We start from the raw sequence: 24,755 nt of genomic DNA on the forward strand, positions 1-24,755 counted from the left end.
CGTATGTTCTTCGTCTAACTGGCGCTGAGTTCGGAGTTGACTCGGCGACGACGAGCCAGACGGTGCGAAGACGACGACCAATTCCGTTGTGAAATTGGAGCTAGAAGGCTTCTAAACCCGGAATCACGGCGATAAGATACGTCTGAGAATTTTTATTATTATACCGAGTAAATGAATATCAATCGTTAAGTATGGTGCGTTCGACAGTGTCTATGTATGTCACGCGATAGCCAGTCTAACGACAATCGGCTCAGTCGGCGTCAATACGTCGCTGGGGCGGGAGCGCTTGCGACGATGGGGCTCGCCGGCTGCTCCGGTGGCGGCGGTTCCAATGACGGCGGCGACGGCAGTACTACTGAAGCGGGCGGCGACGGTAGTACTACTGAAGCGGGTGGCGACGGCGGTGACGGGGGAAGCAGCGCCCCGGTTGAGGTGCTTCACGGCTGGACCGGCGGCGACGGCGCCGCGGCAGCTGAAGCGCTCGAAGCGGCGTTCAACGAGGCCTATCCCGATGTCGGCCTCGACATGAACCCCATCGGCGGCGGCGGGAATCAGAACCTCGACGCCGTCGTGGCGAACCGGCTCCAGAGCGACGACCCGCCGGGCGCGTTCGCCAACTGGCCGGGTCCGAACCTCCTCCGCTACGAGGGCGTCCTCGGCAGCGTCGACGACGTCTGGGAGGAGAACAACTTCGAGGAAGTGATGATCGACGAGGCGGTCGAGCTTCACCAGCAGGGCGGCAGCTATCGAGCCGTTCCGCTGGGTTCGCACCGCCTGAACTGCCTGTTCTACAACGTTTCGGTCGTCGACGAGGCGGGCATCGACGTCGACTCGCTGAACAGTCCCTCGGCGCTCATCGACGCGTTCGAGACGGTCCAAAGCGAGACCGACGCGGTGCCGATGACCCACGCGATGTCCGGGACGTGGACGACGACGCAGCTGTGGGGCGCCGTGATGCTCGCCGTGAACGGCTACCAGCCGTACATGGACTTCCTCAACGGAGAGGGCTCCGAGAGCGCGGTTCGCTCGGCCTTCGAGACGACCGCGGAGATGCTCGAAAACTACATCTCCGACGACGCGGCGTCGCTCAACCTCACCGCGTCGAACCAGAACATCATCAACGGCAACGCCGCCTTCATCCATCAGGGTAACTGGGCGGCTGGTGCGTTCCGGAACGCCGAGAACTTCGCGTACGACGAAGACTGGGGCTTCAAGACGTTCCCCGGCACGGAGGGCATGTACACGCTCCACATGGACTCGTTCCTCTACCCGGCCGACAACCCGACGCCGGAGGCGTCGAAGACCTGGGCGGCGTTCGTCGGCAGCCCCGAAGCGCAGATCGCGTTCAACCAGTACAAGGGCTCGATTCCGACGCGAACCGACGTGAGCATGGAAGAGTTCGGACCGTACCTCCAGGAGACCGCCGAGGACTTCGCCAACGCGGAGTACCGTCCGCCGAACCTCCAGCACGGCCTCGGTGTCCCCTCCGAGACGATGACGGCGCTCAACGAAGTCATCTCCTCGGAGTTCACCGGCCCGTACAACGTCGACGCCGCGACGCAGGGGTTCCTGGACGCGGTCTCGAACTGAGCCCCAAGAAATGTCGAATTTTTACCAACGAGTGCGCCGCGCGATTACTCCCGGCTCGGCTGACGACCAGCGGGTCAACGATGCCGGCGGCGAGCGCGATGCAGTCCGCACCGACGGCGGCGTCGTGAACGAGGACTCCCGGAGTCCGGACTCCGAATCGGGGGCGTTGGACCGCCTCGCCGCGGGAATCGACGGACGGCTCGGGAGCGACTTCCTCGAATCGTCGATTTTCTGGGTCCCGCCGTTCCTGCTGATGGGGCTTTTCGTCTACGGCGCGGTCATCTGGAACTTCCTCATCTCGCTGACCGACTACCAGCGGTTCGCGAACGCGCCGGACTACTCGAACCTCGACTTCGAGATGTACACGCGGGCGCTCGCGGACTCGGGATTCATCGACGCCGCGGTCAACACGTTCATACTGCTCGTCGCGTTCACGGCGGGGACGCTCGCGGTCGGTCTCATACTGGCGATTCTCATCGACCGCGGAATCCGATTCGAGAACTCGTTCCGGACGATCTATCTGTTGCCGATGAGCCTCTCGTTCGTCGTGACGGCGCAGTTCTGGCTGTGGATTTACAACTACAACAACGGAATCGCCAACCGCGTCATCGGTCTCGTCGGCGTCGGCCCGATTAGCTGGCTCGGTAATCAGGCCATCGTCCTCTGGGCGGTCATCTTCGCGTTGATGTGGCAGTTCTCCGGGTACGCGATGGTCGTGTACCTCGCCGGACTCCGCGCGATTCCGGACGAACACTACGAGGCGGCGAAAGTCGACGGCGCGTCGACGCTGAAGATGTACTGGCGGGTCATCATCCCGCAGTTGAAGGGCGCGACGATAAGCGCCGCCGTCGTGCTGATGGTGTTCGGCATGAAGGCGTTCGACTTCCTTTACTCGCTGGTCGGCGGCTACCGGCCGCCGAACGGTGCCGACATCTTAGCGACGAAGATGGTCCGCGAGGCGTACGCGAACCTCAACTGGGCGTACGGCGCGGCGATTGCTATCGTCCTGTTTGCGATGGCGCTCGGCGTTATCGGCCCGTACCTCGTCTACGAGTACCGGAGGAACAACCTATGACAGACGACACGCTTCGAACGGACGGCGGAACGGCGACGTTCACGGCCCGACTGCGCCGGAACGTCGAGCAGATGACGATAGAGGACGCCGGTCTGTACGTCGTCCTGCTGTTGGCGGCGGGGTTCTATCTCGTCCCCATCGAGTCCGGACTGGTCACGTCGATCAAGACCGGGACCGCAATCGTCGAGACCGCTCCGTTCGCCCCGCCCGGGCCGTCCGGGTTCACGCTGGAGAAGTGGCAGGCGGCGGTCGAAGCCCTGCTACGCGGGATGGGCAACAGCATGCTGTACGCCGTGCCCGCGACGGTCATCTCGGCGTTCGTCGGCAGCATCACGGCGTACGGGCTGACGATTCCCGACTGGAAGCAGTCGTACAAGGCGCTGGTCTTGGCGCTCATCATCGCGGGGATCTTCATCCCGTACCAGGCCGTGTTGGTGCCGCTGACGCAGTTCTGGTCGCAGTGGGCCCAGCTCACCGACCTGCTGTCGTTCGTCTGGGCGCTCGGTGTTCCGAACGACTACGTCGGCATCGTCGAACTCGTGGTGACCCACGTCGCCTACGGGATTCCGATCTGTACGCTCCTGTTCCGGACGTACTACAAGACGATGAGCGAGGAGATGATCGAGTCCGCGCGCCTCGACGGGGCGACGCTCCGGCGGGTGTACCGGCGGATCGTCTTCCCGCTTTCGGGACCGATGTTCGCCGTGGTCCTCATCTACCAGTTCACCCAGATTTGGAACGACCTCCTGTTCACGCTGGTGCTCGTCTCGACGGAGTCGAGTCCGGCGGCCCCCGTCGTGTTGATTCTCGCGGGGCTCGGCACCTCGCTCGAGGGACAGGACTTCGCGCTCCGGATGGCCGGGGCGTTCTTCGCGGCGCTCCCGACGCTCGCGGTGTACATCTTCTTCGGCGACGAGTTCGCCGAGGGGGTGGCGGCGTGACGCGTCGTCACGGCGACGCGACCGCCGTCGAGACCGTCTCGCACGGCGACCGCGGCCACCGGCGGCGACTCCCGGCGCGGCGCGGAACCGACAGCTCACCAACGATACCTACTCAGAGATATGGCAACGCTTGAACTCGATTCGATAACGAAGACGTTCCAGGACGGCGACGACGAAATCGTCGCTGTCGACGACATCTCGATGTCGATTGACGACGGGGAGTTCCTCGTCGTCGTCGGTCCGTCGGGCTGCGGCAAGTCGACGACGCTCCGGATGATTGCGGGCCTGGAGACGATTACGTCGGGCACGATTTCGCTCGGCGACCGCGTCATCAACGACGTGGCCTCTCAGGACCGCGACATCGCGATGGTGTTCCAGTCGTACGCGCTGTACCCGCACATGACCGTCCGCCAGAACATGTCGTTCGGTCTGGAGGAATCGACCGACCTCCCGGACGACGAAATCGGTCGAATGGTCTCGGAGACGGCCGACCTGCTCGACATCCCGAGCCTGTTGGACCGGAAGCCGAGCGACCTCTCGGGCGGCCAACAGCAGCGCGTCGCACTCGGTCGCGCCATCGTGCGCGACCCCGAGGTGTTCCTGATGGACGAACCGCTCAGCAACCTGGACGCGAAGCTCCGCGCGCAGATGCGGACTGAGCTCCAGCGGCTCCAAGACGACCTCGGCGTCACGACCGTCTACGTCACCCACGACCAGACGGAAGCGATGACGATGGGCGACCGCATCGCCATCCTCGACGGCGGGGAGCTCCAGCAGATTGCGACGCCGCTGGAGTGTTACCACGAGCCCGCAAACCAGTTCGTCGCGAGCTTCCTCGGCGAGCCGTCGATGAACTTCTTCGACGTGACTCGCGAGGGCGACCGCCTGGTCGGTGACTCCTTCGAGTACCCGGTCGGCGCGGAGATACGCGACGACATCGGCGACGTGACCGACCTCGTCCTCGGGATTCGACCCGAGTCCGTCGAACTCGTCGAGGCCGCGAGCGGCGACCACGACTTCGAGATGACGGTCGACGTCGTCGAGCCGATGGGCGACGAGAACACGCTGTACCTGTATTTCGAGCCCGACGCGGACCCCGAGACCGCAGAGACGCTGGTCGCGACCACGGACGGCCTCACGCGAATCAGTCCGGGCGAGACGGTCGTCGCGCAGATTCCGGAGGAGGCGATCCACCTCTTCGACGGCAGGACGGGCGAAGCGCTCCACAATCGGTCGATGGAAGAAGCCGCACAGCAGATCGACCTCGGCTAACCGCCCCGTCTTTTTCGGTCGTTCGACCCCGCGCCGTTTCTCTTCTCACCAGGGGGTGGTCCGGCCGACGCCTTCGGCGACGAGCGCCGCGGCGGCGACGTGAGCGTACGCACACCAGCCGAGCGCCAGGAGGGCGGCGACGCTCCGCGAAATCGTCGCCGCGAGCGCGCTCCACGCGAGGACGACGAGGACGGCCGCGCCCACCCACGCGAAGAAGTACGTCCCCGAGGCCGCCCCGCGAAGGGCGTCTCGACGGAGCCCCGCGCGGAGTCCCTCGTGAACGCTCACGGCGGTCGCGGCCGGAAAGAGATACGCGCAGACGACCGTGACGAGCAGCGCGACGGTCGCGAGCATCGCCGTCGTCACGCCGGTCAGCACGGCCGGAATCGAGCCGGTCGCGGTCACGTAGCCGACGGCGACGACGGTGACCGCGGCCGGGAGGAGGTAGACGGCGGCGACGCCGACCACTCGCCCGGCGAGTCTGAGCGTCTCGGTCGTCGCCAGCGGGGGAAAGCCGTCGCCGGCGAGCACGCCGCCGACGAGGCCGAGGAAGACGACGAGGGGGACGACCGCGGCGAGCGCCGGGGCCAGAAACGTGAGGTCTGGCCACAGTCGCGCTGCGAGTCGGAGGAGCGTCCCACCGACCAGCAGCGCGACGAGACACGTCGCGGTGCCGTCCACTCGCGCCCGGTCCGCGAACGGGTACCGGAGGGCGTCGACGAACACGTCACTCACTCCGCGCGCGGTCGGTGACGCCGCGCGCCGGCGAGTCGTCGGCCGGGCTGAACACAGGTCGGAACACGGCTATTCGCTCGACGGCACCGCGCAAAAGGGTGTTGATCGCACGCCTGAGCGCATCCGACGCCGTCGCGCTCGCGGTGCGCGACGAGGGCGGAACGGTCCCGCGAGACTGGGACTCCGTTCGCGGTGACCGCGCCAGCGTGCGAGTGCGCCCCCCTTCTGACAGGCTCCCACGAGGCAGCCCCCGGCCGACGGACAGTATCGTAATGAATATGATAGTTACTGCGACACGGTCGCCACCTCACGGCCGTCCCGACCGAGTCCGTGCTGCCACTTCACACGCTTTAGTCGCCGTTTTAGAAGCGATAATCAGATATCGACAAACGAGATTTTAGGCCACACGAAAAATTGTTCGTTCTCGGATAAGTATTAAGTGCTCGCAGTCCCAACTACCAGTCGAGATGAGCACACAGAAGTCAGTCCTCAAGGAAGCAGGCAGCGTCGGCGACAACCCGGTTCGACTCGACACCGAGAAAGCCGAGCAGATTATCGAAGCGCTGAACACCGACCTCGCGGACGCGTACGTCCTCTACCACCAGCTCCACAAGCACCACTGGAACGTCGAAGGTGCCGAGCACCTCCGCATCCACGAGTTCCTCCAGGAGGCCTACGAGGAAGTCGAGGAGGCCGCCGACGAAATCGCGGAGCGCCTCCAGTCCATCGGCGGCGTCCCCCACGCCAGCATGCCCGCGCTGAGCGAGGCCGCGACGGTCGAGCCCGAAGACGAGGACGTCTACGACATCCGCACCTCGCTGTCGAACGACCTCGAAATGTACGGCGACATCATCGAGAGCTACCGCGAACACATCGAACTCGCCGCGGGTCTCGGGGACCACGCGACGGCGCACATGCTCCGCGAGCAACTCATCGAAATCGAAGAACACGCCCACGTCATCGACCACTACCTCGAAGACGACACGCTCGTTCAGTAAGCGCCGCCGCCGACGCGTCGGAGGACGCCGTTTTCGTTCCGACGTTCGACGCTTTTTCCCGCGGTGATTCCCGCGACGCGTAGCTCCCGTACTCGTCGCGCTCGCGTCCCGAGCGCGCCCGTTCGAGCGGGACTATCGCGTCACGTCGATAGTCACGTCGCTCGAAATCCAGCCGTCGCTGTTGCCCGACTCCATGAACACCGACTTCCCCGGTCCACCCTTGCAGACGGATATCTCGGGGGAGTCGGGTCGGTCGGGCTCCGACACGGATTCAGAGTTCGACTGCGTACCAGCGGCCATTGCGATGCTTTAGGGAAACCTAAAACAAAAAGGGTACGGTTCCGTCGCGACAAATTAGTGCTATTTGTTGACAAGCATCAAGGCTCGTTCGGATTTACGCCGATGCGTTCAGCTCGCGGGGTTGTCCGGGGACGACGTCGATTCCGACCCAGCCGCCTGACGCGCTCCGTCGCGGTCGCCGTCGCCGCGAAGCAGCGTCGCCGAGAGGCGCTCGGCGACCGTCGGGCTGACGTTTCCGACTAGTTGCATCGCCTCGCCTTCGTGGTCGTTGACGCCGAGCACGTCCCGGCAGAACCGCGAGAGGATTTGGTAGGTGTCGTAGAGGTCCGCGGCGGCGTCGCGCCCCTCCGCAGTGAGCGTCGCGCCCTCGTAGGGCTCGTAGTCCACGAGTCCCTTGGCATCGAGGTTCTGGAGGCGCTCTGTCGCCGCGGGCGGCGAGCGGTCGAGCGCGTCGGCGACGTACCCCGGCGAAATCGGTGACTCCTCGTCGTCCTCCCGCTCGGCGATGTACAGCGTGAGGAGATACTGCGGCGCGCCGATCATACGCGGCGGACGAGGTGGTCGCGCACGGCTCGCTGACAGTCCGCGCAGCTGTCGTCCACGCGGGTCGCGGCCGCCAAGACCGGGTAGTCGGTCGCGCGGTCCTCGTAGAGGTACGTCGCGAGAAATCGGTGGTCAACTTCGACCGCCGCGGTGTGGTGGGTCGCCCCGTTGAGGTGTCGCTGTCGCTCGCGGACCAGTCGGTCGCACGCCTCGCGGTGGCCGGCGAGCGTCTCGTGACGCCGCCGGAGGGCGTCGAACCCCAGCTCCGAAAGCGGCGTCTCGTCCGCCCGTGCCACCCAGTCTTCGCACTCGTCCAGCACGGCGAGCGCCGCCCGAAGCGACCGCTCTTCGCCGTCGAGCGCCCGGCACATCCCGTCGAGACCTCGCTGTCGCTCCGTCGCCGCCGACACGACCGCCTCTTTGACCGCCGGCGTGAACCGGCTCCCGGCGTCCGGGGAGAGCGCCGTCGCGACCTCCGGGCCGAACTCCTCGCGTATCGTCACCGCGAGCGGTTCGGATTCGCTCACGTCGGAGACGCTGTGCGGGCGTATCGTCTCCGCGAACAGCTCGCGGACCCGCCGTCGACCCTCGTCGGCGGCGTCGTCTCGTCGGGTCGCCGCCGCCACCGACGCGGCCCCGCACGCGGTCGCCCGGGTGGTCCCGGCCGGGGGGCGCGCCGACTGCGCGGCGAGCTTTCGCACGCGGCGTTCGAACCGCTCGACGGCCCGTCGCTTCGCCAGCACCTGTTCGCGCTCGCTCGCGACGCGGTCAAGCGCGTCTCGGACGCCCGCGGCGCAGTCAGCAACCACGTCTGCACCTCCGAACATCCGGCGCGTCCGACCGCGACAGTACACTCGGACCGGCGGGTTCGACGCCGAGGCACTCGCGCATGGTCAACACTCACCCGCGACGGTTCCGCCGCCGCACGCGAGCGCGCCGTGTCGGTTCGGTCTCGACGACCGGTGCGACTCCTTGTCGGCCATACCATTTAGGCCAACCTAAAACAACATAGTGTCTTCGGTTTTTAGGGCATCCTAAACAGAGGTCGCACGGCGGTCACGCGGTCACTCCTCGGGCCCGTCCGGTCGATTCCCCTTCGGGACGCCCCACCCGAGTTCGGTGAGCGACGCCACGCAGACCGCCGCGACGACGACGTGCATCACCATCAACACGAGGACGCCCGGCACGGTCGCTCCGGGGTCGACGTACAGGAGCCCGATGTCGGGGAGGAACGACGCCACGAGCACCGCGACAGCGACCCTGAAAAACGTCCGGTCCGCGTCGGTGACGCGGCCCGTGAGCAGTCCGTAGACGAGCGTCGCCGCGACCGCGCCGGCGGCCGAGAGGAACACGACCGGCGGGTACGAAAGCGGTGCGAACGGCTCGACGAGCCCCGTTCCGAGGACGAGCGTCAACAAGAGCGCGTTCGCGACGCTCGCGACCGCCGCGGTCGCCAGCCCGCGACGCGCGAGGTCCGTCCACGTCGGGCGGACCGAGGGTGTCACGGTTGCCATGCTATAATGTAGCACGCCACGGGTGATGAATCTACGCGTCTTCGGTGACTCGTGACGCTCCGCGAGTCCGACGCGTGGGTCGAACGCGGTCGGGGTGGTACCCCGACTCAGTTCCCCGATTCGGCCCCCCGATGCAGTCCGCTGACTGCCTCCCGGCGTCAGTTCTCGGTCAGGAGCCGACGGAGCACGTAGTGGAGGATGCCGCCGTGTTCGACGTACGTCACCGCGGCGGGCGTGCCGACCTGCGCGGTCACGTCGAACTCGATTTCGGTCCCGTCGTCTTTCGTGGCGACGACGGTCAGTTCGTCGTTGACGTCGAGGCCGTCGTCGAGGCCGCGGATGTCGAACTGCTCGGAGCCGTCGAGGCCGAGCGACTCCCACGAATCGCCGTCTTCGAACTGGAGCGGGAGGACGCCCATGCCGACGAGGTTGTCGCGGTAGATGCGCTCGTAGCTCTCGGCGATGGTCGCGCGCACGCCGAGGAGGTCGGTGCCCTTCGCCGCCCAGTCGCGGCTGGAGCCGGTCCCGAACTCGACGCCCGAGAGGACGACGAGCGGGGTCCCCTCCTCGCGGTAGCGCTGGCTGGCCTCGAAGACGGTCGTCTCCTCGCCCGTCGGGTGGTGAATCGTGTAGCCGCCCTCCACGTCGTCGAGCATCTGGTTTTCGATGCGGACGTTGGCGAACGTCCCGCGCATCATCACCTCGTGGTTGCCGCGGCGGGAGCCGTAGGTGTTGAAGTCCACGGGATCGACGCCGTGGTCCACGAGCCACTGGCCGGCCGGGAGCTTCGACCCGAACGGTCCGGCCGGGCTGATGTGGTCGGTCGTCACCGTGTCGCCGAGCGTCAGGAGACAGCGGGCGTCCTCGATGTCGGAGACGCCGGGTTTCTCCAGCGGGAAGTCCGTGAAGAACGGCGGCTCGCGGATGTAGGTCGACTCGTCGTCCCAGTCGTACACGTCGCCGGTCGGCGCTTCGAGCGCCTCCCAGCGCTCGTCGCCCTCGAACACCTCGGCGTACTTCTCGCGGAACATCGACGGGTCGACGCTGTCGTGGATGGTCTCTCGTATCTCGTCGGCGTCCGGCCAGATGTCCGCGAGGTAGACCGCGTTGCCCTCGTCGTCGGTGCCGAGCGGGTCGGTTTCGAGGTCGATGTCCATCCGCCCGGCGAGGCCGTAAGCGACGACCAGCGGCGGACTGGCGAGGTAGTTCGCGCGAATCTTCGGGTGGATGCGCGCCTCGAAGTTGCGGTTGCCGCTGAGGACGCTCGTCGTCCACAGCCCGTGTTCGTCGATGGCGTTCTCGATGGGTTCCGGGAGCGGTCCGGCGTTGCCGATGCAGGTGGTACAGCCGTAGCCGACCACGTCGTAGCCGAGCGCTTCGAGATGGGGGAGCAGGCCGGCCTTCTTCAGGTACTCCGTGACGACGCGGCTCCCCGGCGCGAGGCTCGTCTTCACGTACTCGGGCACGTCGAGGCCCTTCTCCAGCGCGTTGCGCGCGAGGAGGCCCGCGGCGACCATGACCGACGGGTTCGAGGTGTTCGTACAGGAGGTGATGGCGCTGACGACGACGCTCCCGTGGCCGATTTCGACCGTCTCGCCGCCGAGGTCGACTTCGACGCGTTTCGTCAGCTCACCGAGGTCGGGTTCTTCCGGGGCCGCCTCGGGCGTCTCGGTCAGCGTCCCGCCGTCGCCCGCGAGTTCGCCGTCGTCGCCTCCGCCCCCGCCCTCGCCGAGCCAGCGGACGATGGCCTCCTCGTCCACGTCGGCGACATCGTCCTCGAACTCGCCGTAGAGCAGGTTTCGGAAGTGCGTCTTCATGTCGCCCATGGCGACGCGGTCCTGCGGGCGCTTCGGCCCGGCGAGGCTCGGTTCGACCGCCGAGAGGTCCACGTCGACCGTCTCCGTGTACTCGGGGTGTTGCTCGCCGAAGAGGCCCTGCGATTCGAGGTACTCGCGGACGAGTTCGATGTGTTCGGGCTCGCGGCCCGTGAGTTCGAGGTAGTCCAGCGTCGCCTCGTCGACCGGGAAGACGCTGATGGTCGACCCCTGTTCGGGGGCCATGTTGGAGATGGTCGCCCGGTCGGGGACAGACAAGTTCCCCACGCCGGGGCCGAAGAACTCGACGAACCGGTCGACGACGCCGACCTCGCGGAGCTGTTCGGTGACGTGTAACACGAGGTCGGTCGCGGTCGCGCCCTCGGGGAGTTCGCCGTCGAGTCTGACGCCGACGACCTCGGGGAGCTTCATCGTGATGGGCTGGCCGAGCATCGCCGCCTCGGCCTCGATGCCGCCGACGCCCCAGCCGACGACGCCGATGCCGCCTATCATCGGCGTGTGGCTGTCGGTGCCGACGAGCGTGTCGGGGAGGAGCCAGCGGTCGCCGCGCCACTCGCGGTCGTGGACGACCCGCCCGAGGTGTTCGAGGTTCACCTGGTGGACGATGCCCGTGCCCGGCGGGACGACGCTGAAGTTGTCGAAGGCGTTCTGCGCCCACTTGAGCGCCTTGTAGCGCTCGGCGTTGCGCTCGTACTCCAGTTCGACGTTCTTCTCGTAGGCGTCGGGCGAGCCGAAGAAGTCCACCTGCACGCTGTGGTCGATGACGAGGTCACAGGGAACTTCGGGCTCGACGAGTTTCGGGTCCTCGCCGGCGCGGTCGGCGGCCGACCGGAGCGCCGCGAGGTCGACGACGGCGGGCACGCCAGTCAGGTCCTGCAACACGACGCGAGACGGCGTGAACGGGACTTCGACGTTCGGCACGTCCGGCTCCCACGAGGCGGCGTTTCGCACGTCCTCCTCGGTGACGATGTCGCCGTCGACGTTTCGCAGTACGGACTCCAGGAGGATGCGGATGCTCACCGGGAGCCTGTCGAGTTCGCAGAGGCCCTGTTCTTCGAGTACGGTCAGGTCCGCCATCTTGTACGTGGTTCCGTCGTGTTCGAACTCACGGATGGCGTCCAGTGTCTCAGTATCGCTCATGGTCGACCGATAGGGTCTCCGCGGGCTTGAATGCGGGACTCGTTCTCACACCGTCGGAATCGGGGCGAACGCGGGGCGTCGGGGCTCTCGGAACCGTTTCGACGCCGGGGGTCGGCCGCCGCGACGCCGGCTACTCCTCGGGGACGCCCGCGACGCCGACGAACTCGTTGACCTCGTCTTGGACGTACCGGCGGACGCGCTCGCAGTAGTCCCACAGGAGGTCGTTGAACTGCTCGCGCTCCGGCTCGGTCAGGCTCTCGCCGCCCCGCGACCACGACGACGGAATCTCCGGGTGGCGGGTGCAGACGACCGAAATCGGGTGGTTCTTCGGATGGCCCATGACGACGGCGTACTCGTCCGTCCCCCAGAGCCCGTCGTCGCCGTCGCCCGCGAGTTCCGCGTCCACCTCGTCGAGAAGCTGCCGCTCCTCGGCCGTGACGGCGGCGTCGTCACCGGCGAACAGCTCGCGGTACGCCCGGTCGCGGGCCGTGTACGTCCACCCGTCGAGTCGCTCCCGCGCCTCGCGGAGGAGTCGTCTGTCAGCTTCCATGCGTATCAACAGGCGCGCCGAGGCCATAGGCGTACGCCCGCCTGAAGCGCGCGACCCCGGCGTCGGGTGGACCGCACCCGACGACGACTGTGCGTCGCTCACTCCCGCGCCGCGGTCAGCTTCTCCCCGAGTCGGTCGGCGTCGACGCGGAACTTGAACGCCGGTCGGCCGTCGACGTAGACGTAGGGCACGCGCTCCCCGTACTTCTCGCGGAGTTCCTCGTCGCTGTCGACGTTCACGAGGTCGATATCGACCGTGACATCCACCTCGTCTGCGACCTCGCGAACGGTCGCTTCGGCCTCGTCGCAGAGGTGACACTCCGTGCGCGTGTAGATGACGATGGGGACGGCGTCGCTCATCGTCCGATGTCGTCGCCGCGGCCTGTTGAGTCTTCTCGTCGTATCTTATCAGATTACAAATTTGTTTCTAAATCGGGTCTGTTTGAGTTTTTAATCTAACAGTATCGGGTGTCAGAGTTAGAACCCGTCCGAGAAAACGGCTGACTCCGGCGTCGTATACGTCTCATCGAATCGAATATGTTAATTTTTGTCTGTTGATAATACGTCGTAAATTTTCTAACTCAGAACCGAATACATAACGAACGAGTACAATTTATGACAGTCGATACTGACGCACCCGAGGCGGACGGTCGAAACCGGTTCGTCTACGTGACGGCCGCGCTCGCCGCCCTCAACGGACTGCTGTTCGGGTTCGACACGGGCATCATCTCGGGCGCGTTCCTCTACATCAGAGACGCGTTCACGATGACGCCGCTGGTGGAGGGCATCGTCGTCAGCGGCGCGCTGGCGGGCGCGGCACTCGGCGCGGCGCTCGGCGGCTACCTCGCAGACCGATGGGGGCGCAGGCGGCTCATCCTCGTCAGCGCCGTCGTCTTCTTCGTCGGCTCGCTGGTGATGGCTATCGCGCCGACCGTCGAGGTGCTCGTCGTCGGGCGACTCATCGACGGCGTCGCCATCGGCTTCGCCTCCATCGTCGGCCCCCTGTATCTCTCCGAAATCGCGCCGCCGAAGATTCGCGGTTCGCTGGTCTCGCTGAACCAACTCGCGGTCACGGTCGGCATCCTCTCGTCGTACTTCGTCAACTACGCCTTCGCCGACGGCGGGCAGTGGCGCTGGATGCTCGGCACCGGCATGGTGCCCGCGGTCATCCTCGCGGCCGGGATGGTGTTCATGCCCGAGAGCCCCCGCTGGCTGGTCGAACACGACCGGGAGTCGAAGGCCCGCGACGTGCTCTCGCGGACCCGCACCGACGACCAGATTCGGGCCGAACTCGCAGAGATTAACGAGACCATCGAGGCGGAAGACGGCGGCCTGCTCGACCTCCTCGAACCGTGGATGCGCCCGGCGCTCGTCGTCGGCGTCGGCCTCGCCGTCCTCCAGCAGGTCACCGGCATCAACACGGTCATCTACTACGCGCCGACGATTCTCGAATCGACCGGCTTCGAGTCCTCGGCGTCCATCCTCGCCACGGTCGGCATCGGCGTCGTCAACGTCGTCATGACCGTCGTCGCGGTCGTTCTCATCGACCGTCGGGGCCGCCGCCCGCTGCTTTCGGTCGGCCTCGCGGGGATGACGCTCACGCTCGTCGCGCTCGGCGCGGCGTTCTACCTGCCGGGCTTTTCGGGCTTCGTCGGCACGGTCGCCACCGGGAGCCTCATGCTCTACGTGGCCTTCTTCGCCGTCGGTCTCGGCCCGGTGTTCTGGCTTCTCATCTCCGAGATTTACCCGCTGAAGGTCCGCGGGACGGCCATGGGCGTCGTCACGGTGTTCAACTGGGTGGCGAACCTCGCGGTATCGCTCGCCTTCCCCGTCATGGTCGCAGAAATCACGACCGCGGGGACGTTCTGGGTGTTCGCGGCGCTGAGCGCCGTCGCGCTCGCGTTCACCTATCGGTTCGTCCCCGAGACGAAGGGGCGGTCGCTGGAGGCCATCGAATCCGACCTCCGGGAGAATGTGCTCGGCGGGTCGCCGGACGGGTCGTCGGCCGGGACCGTCTCTGACGACGACTGAGGGGACGCCGACGCGCGGCCCGACCTCTCGCGCGCTGGGCGGCGCGCCGCGGTCCGTCCTCAGCCTCGACGATGCCCGTAACGTCGTCGCTCGCAGCACCGAGTCGTCGACGCTCGGGGGTCGCGGGTCGTGCGAATCTCACAGTAGATGGTTCTTGTGGCCGACGCCCGGCTGACAGCTGTCGCCAATCCGCCCCGAAACGCGGGTGACGGGAGTCCTGTCGGGTGATTCGGTCGCGGTCGACGTTTTTGATTTCGATACCGGAGGCGAACCGTTGATATAGGAGAAGCGACCAGTCACAAACCGATCGAATCCTCGTATGGCGACAACATCCGAACCCGGACTCTCCGAGACGCGTATTCACGAGGTACTGAGTAACGACCGCCGTCGGATGGCCATCGAGTACCTCCAAGACGGCGACCTGACGCTCCGCGAACTCTCGGAGCGCATCGCGGAAGCCGAGACCGGGGAGTCGCCGCCCCCGCGGAACATCCGGCAGAGCGCCTACGTCTCGCTGCAACAGACCCACATCCCGAAACTCGCTGAACTGGACATCGTGAACTACGACGAGGAGTCGAAAGTCGTCTCGCTGGCCGAGGCGGGCGACGTGACGGTCTACATGGAGGTCGTCCCCGAGGGCGAACTCTCGTGGAGCGAGTACTACGCCGCCCTCGCCGCGCTCGGCATCGTCCTCATGATTGCCGTCGCCGTCGGCGTCCCCGTCATCTCGGCCGTCGGCGCGCCCGGTCTCGGCTCGCTCGTCTTCGCCGTCCTCGGCGGCTCCGCGGTCTACCAGCGCTGGACCCAAGAGGACTGACGCGCCTCGTCGCCCGGCTTTTCTGCCGAGCCCTTCGAACTCGACCGGCCGCCCTCCCGTCGGTATCGGTCGGCGGTGAGATTTAGGTCGCAGCCGCCACGATTCGGCGTATGCGCGACGCTCCCGACCCGGCCGGACCGCCGACGGTCTGCGACGACTGCGGCGCGAGACACTCGTTTCGACGGCGGTTCGTCACCGGCGGCGGCTGGCGAACCGTCTACCGGTGTTCGGAGTGCGGTTCCCGCGCGTCGAGCGACGGCGACGGCGACGAGTGACCGAGTGGACCGCGGCGGGTCGGCGTCGCCGCCCGCGACGCTGCGGCGTCAGCAGTAGGTGTCGCGCATCGTCCGCGCGAACAGCCCTTCGCGGTCGAGCGCGATGGCGACGAGGACGAACTCCTCGTCGAGGGGGCGCAGGACGAACACCTCGCGGGGCGCGTCCGGCGCGTCGGTCTCGTCGTCGAGGCGGTCCAAAAGCGGGTCCACGGGGACGACGCCGTCGCCGAACTCGTCGAACAGGTCGCGCGCGCCGGGCTGTTTCGCGAAGACGTAGAGCACGGCGTTGGGGTCGCCGTCGGTCCCGTAGGTGACGCGCGACCCGATGGCCTCGCCGTCGCCGGTCGCCCGCCACGTCTCGCGGGCGGCCTCGAACAGCCCCGTCGCGGCCCCGACGAACCGGAACCGGGTCCGGTCGCGGACCGACAGTTCCTCGAACCGCGGGTCGCCGTCGTCCCAGCGCAGCGTGGCCTCGATTTCGTTGCCGGGTTCGAGCGCCGACACGCGCGCTGCGAGGTCACCGTCGTAGCCCGTTCGCGGGACGTAGGTCGGAGAGTAGGCGTCGTCGGCGTCGGTCTCGACGGCCGGGTCGGTCCAGTCGACGCGCTCGTCGGGGAGTTCGAGCAAGAGGAGTTCGTCTCCGTCGCGCGGACTGCGATAGACCCGAAATCGGCCGGCCGTCGTGACCTCCATGTCCGCGGCTACTGGACGAACGGAAATACGCCTGCCGGTCGCCCGGCGACCGCGGGGGGTCGTCGTCGGTGGGTCGCCGCCGGAGGTCGCCCGGGGAGGTCGCCGCCGGCGGGTCGTCGCCCGCGCACCTCGGCGCTCGCTCAGTCGTCGTCGCCGAAGGACGCGACCGCGCCGCGGAGACCGGCGTCGGTGTCGGAGCCCTGTTCCGTGACTCGCCACCCCGACAGCCCCATCGCCACGAGGATGAGCGGCGAGAGGAAGCCGAGGAAGTAGTAGGGCGCGTACTGGAGCGTCGGGACGCCGAGCACGTCGGCCATGTACGCGCCGCCGGTCCCCCACGGGATGAGCGCGCTCGTGGTCGTCCCCGCGGACTCGATGGCCCGCGAGAGGTTCCGGCTTTCGAGGTCGAAGTCGTCGTAGAGACCGCGGAAGCTCATGCCGGGCACGACGATGCTCATGTACTGGTCGGCCGCGATGGCGTTCATCGCTAGCGACGAGGCGGCCGTCCCGACCGTCAGCGAGGCGACCGAGGTGAGCACCCGACGGAGGTGGTGTGCGAGGACGGCGATACAGCCGGTCCGTTCGAGAATCCCGCCGAGCGACAGCGACGCGAGGATGACCGTCATCGTCCACGCAGACCCGAGCAGACCGTCGGAGGCGAGCAGCGAATCGACCGTCTCGACGCCCGTCGAGGGCGCGGTGCCCGCGAAGGCGACGTTCCACGCGCCGACGAAGGTATCGACCGCGACGGGGCCTTGGACGAACAGTTGGGTGAGCGTCCCGGCGACCACGCCCGCGACGATAGACGGCAGGGCGGGGTAGCCCCGGAGCGCGAGGACGAACGTCACGACGAGCGGCGCGAACACCAGCGGCGTCACGGCGTACGTCCCGGCGATGGCCGCCTGCATCTCGGCGACGCGCCCGGCCGGGATGTTTCCGCTCGCCGTGAGGCCGAGGGCGGCGTAGGCCGCGAGCGAGATGACGAGCGCGATAGTCGTCCCGACGCGCATCGTCCGGACGTGGGTCAGGAGTTCGGTGTTCGTGACGGCGGCCGCGAGGTTCGTCGTGTCGGAGAACGGCGACACCTTGTCGCCGGTGTACGCCCCCGTCAGGACCGCGCCGGCGGTCATCGCGTCGGGCATTCCCAACCCAGAGCCGATGCCGATGAAGGCGACGCCCAGCGTCGCGGCGGTCGTCCACGACGACCCGATGGCGAAGGTGACCACGGCCGAAAGCAGCGTCGCCACGGGGAGGAACACCGCCGGCGACAGGAAGTCGAGGCCGTAGTAGATGAGCGCGGGAATCGTCCCCGCGGCGGTCCACGTCGAGATGAGCATGTAGACGACGAGCAGGATGAGAAGCGCCGACAGCCCCATGTTGATGCCGTCGCGGATGCCCGCCGAGAGCCGGTCCCACGGCAGCCCCAGCCAGTAGCGACCCACCGCCCCGGTGAGGATGATTCCCCACAGGAGCGGCAACTGCGGGTCGAGTCCGAGCCAGATGACGCCGACGCTCAGAAAGACGAGCATCCCGACGACGGGGACGAGCGCCTGCGAGAGCGACGGGCGCTCGCCGTCCGGGATGTCGTCGTACGTCAGCGGTTCGAACGAGAGTGTTGCCATTACCGAAATCGGTTATCTTCGTGGCGGGTTTGAATCTGACCCTTCGATTGTGACGGAAAATCGTTATCGTCGGCCAGTCGTCCGATTTCGCTGACGAGTCGGCGCGCTACCGCGAGATGCCGTCGCCCTCGTCGGCGACGACGCGCTCGATGTCCTCGGGGTTGACGACGGCGATGTCGCCCTCGACGGTCCGCTTGAACGACGCCGTCGCCGAGGCCCACTCCAGCGACTCGGCCACGCTCCCGCCGTCGAGGTGTTTGGCGAGATAGCCGCCGACGAAGGCGTCGCCCGTGCCGATTGCGTCGTACGTCTCCGCCTCGTAGACGCCCTGTTCGGACACCGCGCCGTCGGACACCGCGAGCGACCCTTCCTCGCCGCGGGTGACGACGACGGTTTCGATGTCGTAGTCCCCGGCGAGCCCGCGGGCGACGGACTCGGCGTCGCCGTCGCGCCCGAGGACGGTCGCCGCGTCGCGCTCGGCGGCGAAAAGCAGGTCAACCGAGTCGAGCAGGTCGCGGTACGTCTCGGCCGCCTCGTCGGGCGACCAGAGCTTCGTCCGGTAGTTCAGGTCGAACGCGGTCGTCGTCCCGGCGTCCTGCGCCGCTTCGAGCACGTCGGCGGTGGTCTCGGAGAGCGTCTCGGAGAGCGCGGGCGTGATGCCGCTCGTGAAACACACCTCGGCGTCGCGGACGGCGTCGAGGCCGAACTCGCCCGTCTCCAGCGTCGTCACGGCCGCGTCGGCGCGGTCGTAGACGACGTTCGTCGGCCGGGGAGCCGCCCCGTGTTCGAGGTAGTAGACGCCCTGTCGGGCGTCGGCGTCATCGGTCCAGACGACGCCGTCGGTGTTGACGCCGTGGCTCCGGAGTTCGCTGACGATTCGCCGGCCGAGCGGCGAGTCCGGGAGCTTCGAGAACCACGCGGCGTCTCGACCGAGTCGGGTGGCGGCGACGGCGACGTTCGACTCCGCACCGCCCGCCTGCACTTCGAGTTCGCGGGCGGTTTCGAGTCGCTCGCCACGCGGCGGCGACAGCCGAAGCATCGTCTCGCCGAAGGTCACGAGTGCTGTCATGGACGGCCGTTCGCGGGCGCGATATAAACCTCCGGCGTTGCCGACGAGGTTCGCGCCCGCGGTCGATTCGGTCGCCCTTCCGGCCGGGTCACGCGGCCGTCAGCCGCCGGACGAGATAGATGAACGCGATAGGGATGCTCAGGAACGGAACCGCAATCAGGTAGTACACGGGCGAGGGAACCCAGTCGCCCTCGCGGGCGAGGTCCAGTCGGTCGGCGTAGAGCGCCAGCGGGCCGACGATGACGGCGGCCGCCGTCCCGTAGAGCCGAATCGCCTGCCCGACCGCGTCGGCCCACGGCGGCACGCTCGGCCCCGTCGCCGCGGTGAAGAGATACGAGACGACGAGCACCAGCGGCCCGAAGCAGATGCCCAGAACGACCAGCGGGTTCATCGCCCCTACCGTCTCGGTCCCCGAACTTGAATCCTCGCCGCGGCTATCGGTTCCGAGAACCGGGAGCGGGTGATGGGCGGGGCGACCGAACCAGCCGACCCGCGCCGGCTACTCCTCGCGTCGCCGCCCGCCGTGGCCGGGGTAGTCGCGCTCGAAGCGCGAGCCGATTTCGTCGCGGTCGAACTCGACGATAACCGGGCGGCCGTGCGGGCAGGCGTAGGGGTTCTCGCAGTCGTCGAGCGCCGCGAGCAGGTCGAGCACGGAGCCCTCCCGGAGCGACGTGTTGCCCGTAATCGAGGGGTAACACGCGAGGTCGGACAGCAGTTCGTCGGCGACGGCGTCGATGGTCTTCCGGCCCCCGTCGGCCTCCTCGCGGACGAACGCCGTCAGCGCGTCGCGGAGCAGGCCGGGGTCGAGCGCGGCGTCGAACACCGCCGGCACGGTCCGCACCGAGACGGTCCGCTCGCCGGTCCGCCCGGCGTGGAAGCCCACCTGCGCCAGCGCCTCGCGGTACTCCTCGAACAGCGCCGCCTCGCGCGCGGTGAGTTCGAGTTCGACCGACTCGGCCAGCGCCTGCGTCGGCGTGTCGCCTTCGACCTCTCCCTTCAGGCGCTCGTAGTTCACGCGCTCGTCGGCGGCGTGCTGGTCGATGAGCACCAGCCCCTCGTCGGTCTCGGCGACGATGTAGGTGTCCGCGAGTTGGCCGATGATTCGCATCGACGGAAGCGAGTCGAACTCGGGCGAGAGGTCCGCTTCCTCGCCCGAGAGGTCGCGCTGGGTCGTCGGCGCGGCGATGCGCGAGGGAGGGCTTCGGGACGCGTTTTCGGCCGCCGCCGATGCGGCCGACGACGCCGCGTCCGGCGCTGCCTCCGATTCGCCCCCGTCGTCGGTCGAAAGCGACGACTGCTCTGTCGTTTCCGGCCCCGGCGCGAGGTCGTACTCGCGGGGCGGCGTCGGCGGTGTCGATGCCGGCGCCTCGGTCGGGCCGGACGAATCCGCGGGCGTCTCCGCGGTCGAACCGGACGAGTCGTCGGCGCCGGTCGGACTGTCCGCGTCGCCGCCCGCGTTGTGTTCAGTTGCAGGCGTGGTGTCCGGGTCGGCGTCGCGGGTCGCGGTCGCACCCGAGTTCGCCCGAGCGCCCGACTCGCGGGCCGCGCGCGACTCCCGAGCCTCCCGCGCCGACTGCACGTCCCGTGCCGACGTGGACTCCGCGTCGTCTGTTTCGCCGTCCGAATCCGACTCCCGGACCTCGTGGGGGTCCAGTTGGGCCGCGTCGTCACCGTCCGTCGAACCGGGTTCGATGGCCGCTTCGTCGGCTTTCGACCGGCCCCGCGGGGCCGACGACCGGACGAGACCGTGACTCAGCAGGGCGTCTTCGACCGCCTCGGTCACCTCGCGCTTGACGCCCGCCTCGTCGTCCCAGCGGACCTCCATCTTCCGCGGGTGGACGTTCACGTCCACGGCGTCGGGCGCGACCTCGACGAACAGCACCGCGAAGGGGTAGCGGTCGGCGTCGAGTTGGCCGCCGTAGGCGTCGAGGACGGCCTCGCGGAGCACGCGGTCGGTGACGTAGCGGTCGTTGACGAACGTCGAGAGGTAGTCGCGGGTGCTCCGGGTCGTCTCGGGGTGGCTCACGAGCCCCGAGACGGAGACGCCGGGGGCGTCGTGGTCCACGGGGACCATCGACTCCGCGACCTCGCGGCCGTACACCGAGAGCACGGTCGATTGCAGGTCGCCGCGGCCCTCGGTGGCGAACACCTCGCGGTCGTCGTGTTCGAGCGAGACGGCCACGTCGGGGTTGGCGAGGGCGTAGTGGGTGACGACCGCGTTGACGTGGTCGAACTCGGTCGCCGTCGTCTTGAGGAACTTCCGGCGGGCGGGCGTGTTGTAAAACAGGTCGTCGACCTCGACGACCGTCCCCTCGGGACAGCCGGCGGGTCGAATCGACTCGACCTCGCCGCCCTCGTACTGCAACTCGGTGCCCACGTCGCCGCCGCGGGGCTTCGACCGGATGGTCAGCCGCGACACCGCGCCGATGGTGTGGAGCGCCTCGCCGCGGAAGCCGAGGGTGCCGACGCCGGCTTCGAGGTCCTCGATGTCGCCGATTTTGCTCGTCGTGTGCTCGCGGACGGCGAGTTCGAGGTCGTCCTCGCTCATGCCGACGCCGTCGTCGCGGATGCGGACGCCCTCAACCCCGCCGGCGTCGACGGCCACGGAGATGCGCGTCGCGTCCGCGTCGAGGCTGTTTTCGAACAGCTCTTTGACGACCGAGGCCGGTCGCTCGACCACCTCGCCGGCGGCGATGCGCTGGATGGTCTTCTCGTCGAGCTGTTTGATGTCGCTCATTCGCCGTCACCGCCGTCGAGTTTCGACTGCCACGCCTGCACCTTCGCCATCAGGTCCAGCGGCGACGTGTCGTTCACGTCGGTCGATTGCAGTTCGTCGAGGACGGCTTCCGTCTCCGGGTCCAGCGCGGGTTCGGACTCGGAGTCGGACCCGGTCCCGGCGCGGTCCGCTTCAGCACTCCCTTCGACGGCCGCGGCCGCGTCCACCGAGCCGTTGCCGGCCGCACCCGTTCCAGTCGCGCCGTTCGCGGGCGCGCCGGAGCCATCCGAATCGTCGCCGTCGCCGCCAGAGTCGCCGGCTTCGGCAACCTTCATCTGGCCGCTCCCCACGTCGAAGACGGCCTGCACGGGCTCCGAGGTGCCGGAGCCCTTCGCCTCGATTGCCTTCTCCTCGCGGAGTCGGTCCAGCACGTCGCCGGCGCGGTCGACCACCGGGCGCGGAACCCCCGCCAAATCTGCGACGTGAATCCCGTAGCTCCGGTCGGTCGGGCCGTCGACGACGGTTCTGAGGAACGTCACGTCGCCGTCGCGCTCGTCGGCCGCGACGTGGACGTTGGCGACGCGGTCGAGGTGGTCCGCGAGGCTCGTCAGTTCGTGGTAGTGCGTGGCGAACAGCGTCTTCGCGCGCACCTCGTTGTGGAGGTACTCGGTGGCCGCCCACGCGATGGAGATGCCGTCGTAGGTCGCGGTTCCGCGGCCCACCTCGTCGAGGATGACGAGCGAGTCCTCGGTGGCCGAGTGGAGGATGTTCGAGAGCTCTTGCATCTCGACCATGAACGTCGAGCGGCCCTGCGCGAGTTCGTCCAGCGCGCCGACGCGGGTGTAGATGCCGTCGACGACGCCGACGGTCGCGGAGCGAGCGGGCACGAAACTGCCGACCTGCGCGAGGAGCGTGATGAGCGCCGCCTGCCGCATGTACGTCGATTTGCCGGACATGTTCGGTCCGGTGACGATGAGGAAGCCGCGCTCGTCGTCCATGCGGAGGTCGTTCGGGACGAAGTCGGTCGTCGTCTCCACGACCGGGTGGCGACCGGCCTCGATGTCGAGCGCTCCGGCCTCGGTGAGTTCGGGGCGCGTCCACCCGTTGCCGGCGGCGTGGGTGGCGAGCGACGCCAGCGCGTCCACTTCGGCGATGGTCCGGCCCACGTCTTGGAGGAGTTCGGCGTGCCGGGCCACGCGCTCGCGGAGGTCCTCGAACAGTTCGTATTCGAGGTCGCCGCGGGCCTCTTCGAGCCGGAGAATCTCGCGTTCTTTCTCCTCTAACTCCTCGGTGACGAAGCGTTTGGAGTTCTTGAGCGTCTTTATCTGCCGGTAGTGGTCCGGCACTTGGTCCGCGACCGACTTGCCGACCTGGATGTAGTAGCCGTCGGTCTTGTTGCGGTCGACGGTGACGTGCGAGAGGCCGTGGTCCCGCTTTTCGCGGTCAGCGAGCGTGTCGAGCCACGACTTTGCCGACTCGTGGCGCTCGATGAGGTCGTCGAGTTCGTCGTCGTAGCCCGTCCGGAACAACCCACCTTGCGTGACCGTCTTCGGCGGGTCCTCGGCGAGCGCGTCGGCGAGGTCCGTCCGGAGGTCGGCCGCGGCGTCTCGGTCGGGCCGCGAGACGACTTCCGCGAGCGGGGAGTCCGCGAGTTCGGTCCCCTCGATGGCGTCGGCGAGGGCGGGAAGCACCGAGAGCGTGTCGCGGACCGAAAGCAGCTCTGACGCGCCGGCGCTCCCGGACGCCGACCGGGAGGCGAGGCGTTCGAGGTCGTACGCCCCGTCGAGCACCTCGCGGACGCGCTCGCGGGCGAGGGCGGCCGACGCGAGCGACTCCACGGCGTCGTGTCGGCGGGCGAGTTCGTCGCGGTCGCGTCGCGGTCGAGTCAGCCACTCGCGGAGGAGGCGGCCGCCGGGCGAGGTGACGGTGTGGTCTATCGTGTCGAACAGCGACCCCGAGCGGTCGCCGTGCATCGTCTCCGTGAGTTCGAGATTGCGCTGGGTGGTCGCGTCGAGTTCGAGCAGGTCCGACGGGTGGTAGACTTGGAGGCGCGTCATCGACCGGAGGACGCCCGCGCCCGTCTCCTCGACGTAGGCGAGGACGCCGCCGGCGGCGCGGGTCGCGAGGTCGGAGTCGAGGCCGACGCTATCGGCCGTTGACGCGCCGAACTGCTCGCGGACGGCGTGGCGGGCGCGACCCGGCGCGAACGCCTCGGTGGAGAAAAGCGAGAAGGAAGCGTCGGTGGCCTCGCGCAGCCGCGAGAGCGTCTCGTCGTCGCTCCGCAGTTCCGGGCCGGGGAGGACCTCGACGGGGGCGAAGCGGTAGAGTTCGGCCGCGGCGTCGTCGACGGTCGCGGCCTCGGTGACGAGGAACTGGCCGGTCGTGATGTCGGAGAACGCGAGGCCGACGCCGTCGCCGTCGGTCACGACGGCCGCGAGGAACTGCGCGTCGGCGCGGGAGGTTTCGAGGAGCGTGCCCGGCGTGACGACGCGCTTTACCTCCCGGCGGAGGTCGCCGGACTCGGTTTCGTACTGGTCGGCGACGGCGACCCGGTAGCCGCGCTCGACGAGCGCCTTGAGGTAGGGTGTCAGGTCGTTCAGCGGCACGCCCGCCATCGGGTACGACGACCCGTGCGAGGACTTCTGGGAGACTTTGAGGTCGAGTTCGCGGCCGACCGTCTCGGCGTCGTCGGCGAAGAACTCGTAGAAGTCGCCGCACTGCATGGCGAGCAGGTCGGCGTCGGTCTCCTCTTTCAACGAGAGGAACTGTCCGACGATTCCCTGAGTAGTCATGTCCGCACGTGGGCGGGCCGGCGGATAAAACGCTACGATGCCCCGGCCGACGGGGTCGCCGCCGCCTCGACTCGCGGCGGCCCGACGCGGCGACGCCTCGATGTGGCGTGTGATACCGCGTCCATACTTCGCGTCTAATGTTGGACGATTCTTCCAAAAATACAGCGTCTGATAATCGGCGGCCCAAAATTATATACGGGAGTTGTCTCGGGGAATCTGTGACAGTCAGGCACGATAGACGAACGTTT

The 24,755-nt window shown here is 67.9% G+C and carries 22 protein-coding genes; 8 read left to right on the plus strand and 14 right to left on the minus strand.

What is annotated here, in order from left to right:
- Nucleotides 1-432: 432 nt before the first annotated feature.
- The 4 genes from E4P24_RS03035 to E4P24_RS03050 all read left to right on the plus strand — a co-directional run bounded on the left by E4P24_RS03035 (nt 433) and on the right by E4P24_RS03050 (nt 4,878).
- Nucleotides 433-1,590 carry an ABC transporter substrate-binding protein gene (locus E4P24_RS03035; RefSeq protein WP_004044400.1) on the plus strand — a complete coding sequence of 386 codons (1,158 nt, stop codon included), beginning with the start codon at nt 433-435 and terminating at the stop codon, nt 1,588-1,590.
- 31 nt (nt 1,591-1,621) lie between these two features.
- Complete coding sequence (locus E4P24_RS03040) at nt 1,622-2,665, plus strand: carbohydrate ABC transporter permease (protein WP_115802173.1); 1,044 nt, start codon at nt 1,622-1,624, stop codon at nt 2,663-2,665.
- Nucleotides 2,662-3,606: a carbohydrate ABC transporter permease gene (locus E4P24_RS03045; protein ID WP_004065238.1), complete on the plus strand. Its 945-nt coding sequence runs from the start codon at nt 2,662-2,664 to the stop codon at nt 3,604-3,606. Before E4P24_RS03040 ends, E4P24_RS03045 begins: the two co-directional genes overlap by 4 nt.
- Nucleotides 3,607-3,726: 120 nt before the next feature.
- Complete coding sequence (locus E4P24_RS03050) at nt 3,727-4,878, plus strand: ABC transporter ATP-binding protein (protein ID WP_004065237.1); 1,152 nt, start codon at nt 3,727-3,729, stop codon at nt 4,876-4,878.
- A 45-nt stretch (nt 4,879-4,923) separates the two neighbouring features.
- On the opposite strand, the gene E4P24_RS03055 is transcribed toward E4P24_RS03050, so the two are convergent.
- On the minus strand, nt 4,924-5,613 hold the full coding sequence (locus E4P24_RS03055) for a hypothetical protein (protein ID WP_004065236.1): 690 nt from the start codon (nt 5,611-5,613) through the stop codon (nt 4,924-4,926).
- A 467-nt stretch (nt 5,614-6,080) separates the two neighbouring features.
- On the opposite strand from E4P24_RS03055, the gene dpsA reads away from it, so the two are divergent.
- On the plus strand, nt 6,081-6,611 hold the full coding sequence (gene dpsA, locus E4P24_RS03060) for a DNA starvation/stationary phase protection protein DpsA (RefSeq protein WP_004065235.1): 531 nt from the start codon (nt 6,081-6,083) through the stop codon (nt 6,609-6,611).
- A gap of 132 nt (nt 6,612-6,743) precedes the next feature.
- Here the strand turns inward: dpsA and E4P24_RS03065 are convergent, their stop codons facing one another.
- From E4P24_RS03065 to E4P24_RS03095, 7 genes are all read right to left on the minus strand, one after another.
- Nucleotides 6,744-6,911 carry a hypothetical protein gene (locus E4P24_RS03065; RefSeq protein WP_004065234.1) on the minus strand — a complete coding sequence of 56 codons (168 nt, stop codon included), beginning with the start codon at nt 6,909-6,911 and terminating at the stop codon, nt 6,744-6,746.
- A gap of 108 nt (nt 6,912-7,019) precedes the next feature.
- A complete protein-coding gene (locus E4P24_RS03070) occupies nt 7,020-7,454 on the minus strand; it encodes a metal-dependent transcriptional regulator (RefSeq protein ID WP_004044393.1) in 435 nt (144 codons plus the stop codon).
- Complete coding sequence (locus E4P24_RS03075; RefSeq protein WP_223173877.1) at nt 7,451-8,281, minus strand: hypothetical protein; 831 nt, start codon at nt 8,279-8,281, stop codon at nt 7,451-7,453. The genes E4P24_RS03070 and E4P24_RS03075 overlap by 4 nt, the downstream gene beginning before the upstream one ends.
- A 237-nt stretch (nt 8,282-8,518) precedes the next feature.
- Nucleotides 8,519-8,968: a DUF6069 family protein gene (locus E4P24_RS03080; RefSeq protein ID WP_004065231.1), complete on the minus strand. Its 450-nt coding sequence runs from the start codon at nt 8,966-8,968 to the stop codon at nt 8,519-8,521.
- 158 nt (nt 8,969-9,126) lie between these two features.
- Nucleotides 9,127-11,943: an aconitate hydratase gene (locus tag E4P24_RS03085; protein ID WP_115860426.1), complete on the minus strand. Its 2,817-nt coding sequence runs from the start codon at nt 11,941-11,943 to the stop codon at nt 9,127-9,129.
- A 130-nt stretch (nt 11,944-12,073) separates the two neighbouring features.
- On the minus strand, nt 12,074-12,493 hold the full coding sequence (locus tag E4P24_RS03090) for a hypothetical protein (RefSeq protein WP_163488533.1): 420 nt from the start codon (nt 12,491-12,493) through the stop codon (nt 12,074-12,076).
- 98 nt (nt 12,494-12,591) lie between these two features.
- Nucleotides 12,592-12,852, minus strand: a complete 261-nt coding sequence (locus E4P24_RS03095) for a glutaredoxin family protein (RefSeq protein ID WP_004044388.1) — start codon at nt 12,850-12,852, stop codon at nt 12,592-12,594.
- A gap of 255 nt (nt 12,853-13,107) precedes the next feature.
- Between E4P24_RS03095 and E4P24_RS03100 the strand changes: the two genes are divergently transcribed.
- The 3 genes from E4P24_RS03100 (at nt 13,108) to E4P24_RS03110 (ending at nt 15,615) form a co-directional block, all read left to right on the plus strand.
- On the plus strand, nt 13,108-14,523 hold the full coding sequence (locus E4P24_RS03100) for a sugar porter family MFS transporter (protein ID WP_115802176.1): 1,416 nt from the start codon (nt 13,108-13,110) through the stop codon (nt 14,521-14,523).
- Between the two features lie 319 nt (nt 14,524-14,842).
- Nucleotides 14,843-15,340, plus strand: coding sequence for a hypothetical protein (locus E4P24_RS03105; protein ID WP_004065228.1), 498 nt, complete (start codon nt 14,843-14,845; stop codon nt 15,338-15,340).
- A 110-nt stretch (nt 15,341-15,450) separates the two neighbouring features.
- Nucleotides 15,451-15,615 carry a hypothetical protein gene (locus E4P24_RS03110; protein ID WP_004044385.1) on the plus strand — a complete coding sequence of 55 codons (165 nt, stop codon included), beginning with the start codon at nt 15,451-15,453 and terminating at the stop codon, nt 15,613-15,615.
- Nucleotides 15,616-15,663: 48 nt separating this feature from the next.
- On the opposite strand, the gene E4P24_RS03115 is transcribed toward E4P24_RS03110, so the two are convergent.
- The 6 genes from E4P24_RS03115 to mutS form a co-directional block, all read right to left on the minus strand.
- Nucleotides 15,664-16,308, minus strand: coding sequence for a DUF6663 family protein (locus E4P24_RS03115; protein WP_115802177.1), 645 nt, complete (start codon nt 16,306-16,308; stop codon nt 15,664-15,666).
- A gap of 140 nt (nt 16,309-16,448) precedes the next feature.
- On the minus strand, nt 16,449-17,930 hold the full coding sequence (locus E4P24_RS03120; protein ID WP_188148102.1) for a Na+/H+ antiporter NhaC family protein: 1,482 nt from the start codon (nt 17,928-17,930) through the stop codon (nt 16,449-16,451).
- 106 nt (nt 17,931-18,036) lie between these two features.
- Nucleotides 18,037-18,999 (minus strand): bifunctional 2-dehydro-3-deoxygluconokinase/2-dehydro-3-deoxygalactonokinase, encoded by a 963-nt coding sequence (kdgK1, locus tag E4P24_RS03125; protein WP_188148103.1) that lies wholly within the window; start codon nt 18,997-18,999, stop codon nt 18,037-18,039.
- Between the two features lie 88 nt (nt 19,000-19,087).
- Nucleotides 19,088-19,390 (minus strand): hypothetical protein, encoded by a 303-nt coding sequence (locus E4P24_RS03130; RefSeq protein WP_188148104.1) that lies wholly within the window; start codon nt 19,388-19,390, stop codon nt 19,088-19,090.
- A gap of 108 nt (nt 19,391-19,498) precedes the next feature.
- Complete coding sequence (gene mutL, locus E4P24_RS03135; protein WP_188148105.1) at nt 19,499-21,736, minus strand: DNA mismatch repair endonuclease MutL; 2,238 nt, start codon at nt 21,734-21,736, stop codon at nt 19,499-19,501.
- Nucleotides 21,733-24,507: a DNA mismatch repair protein MutS gene (gene mutS, locus E4P24_RS03140; protein WP_188148106.1), complete on the minus strand. Its 2,775-nt coding sequence runs from the start codon at nt 24,505-24,507 to the stop codon at nt 21,733-21,735. The genes mutL and mutS overlap by 4 nt, the downstream gene beginning before the upstream one ends.
- Between the last annotated feature and the right edge of the window lie 248 nt (nt 24,508-24,755).

The sequence above is a fragment of the Haloferax sp. AS1 genome (genome assembly GCF_014530665.1).
Taxonomy (GTDB): Archaea; Halobacteriota; Halobacteria; order Halobacteriales; family Haloferacaceae; genus Haloferax; species Haloferax volcanii.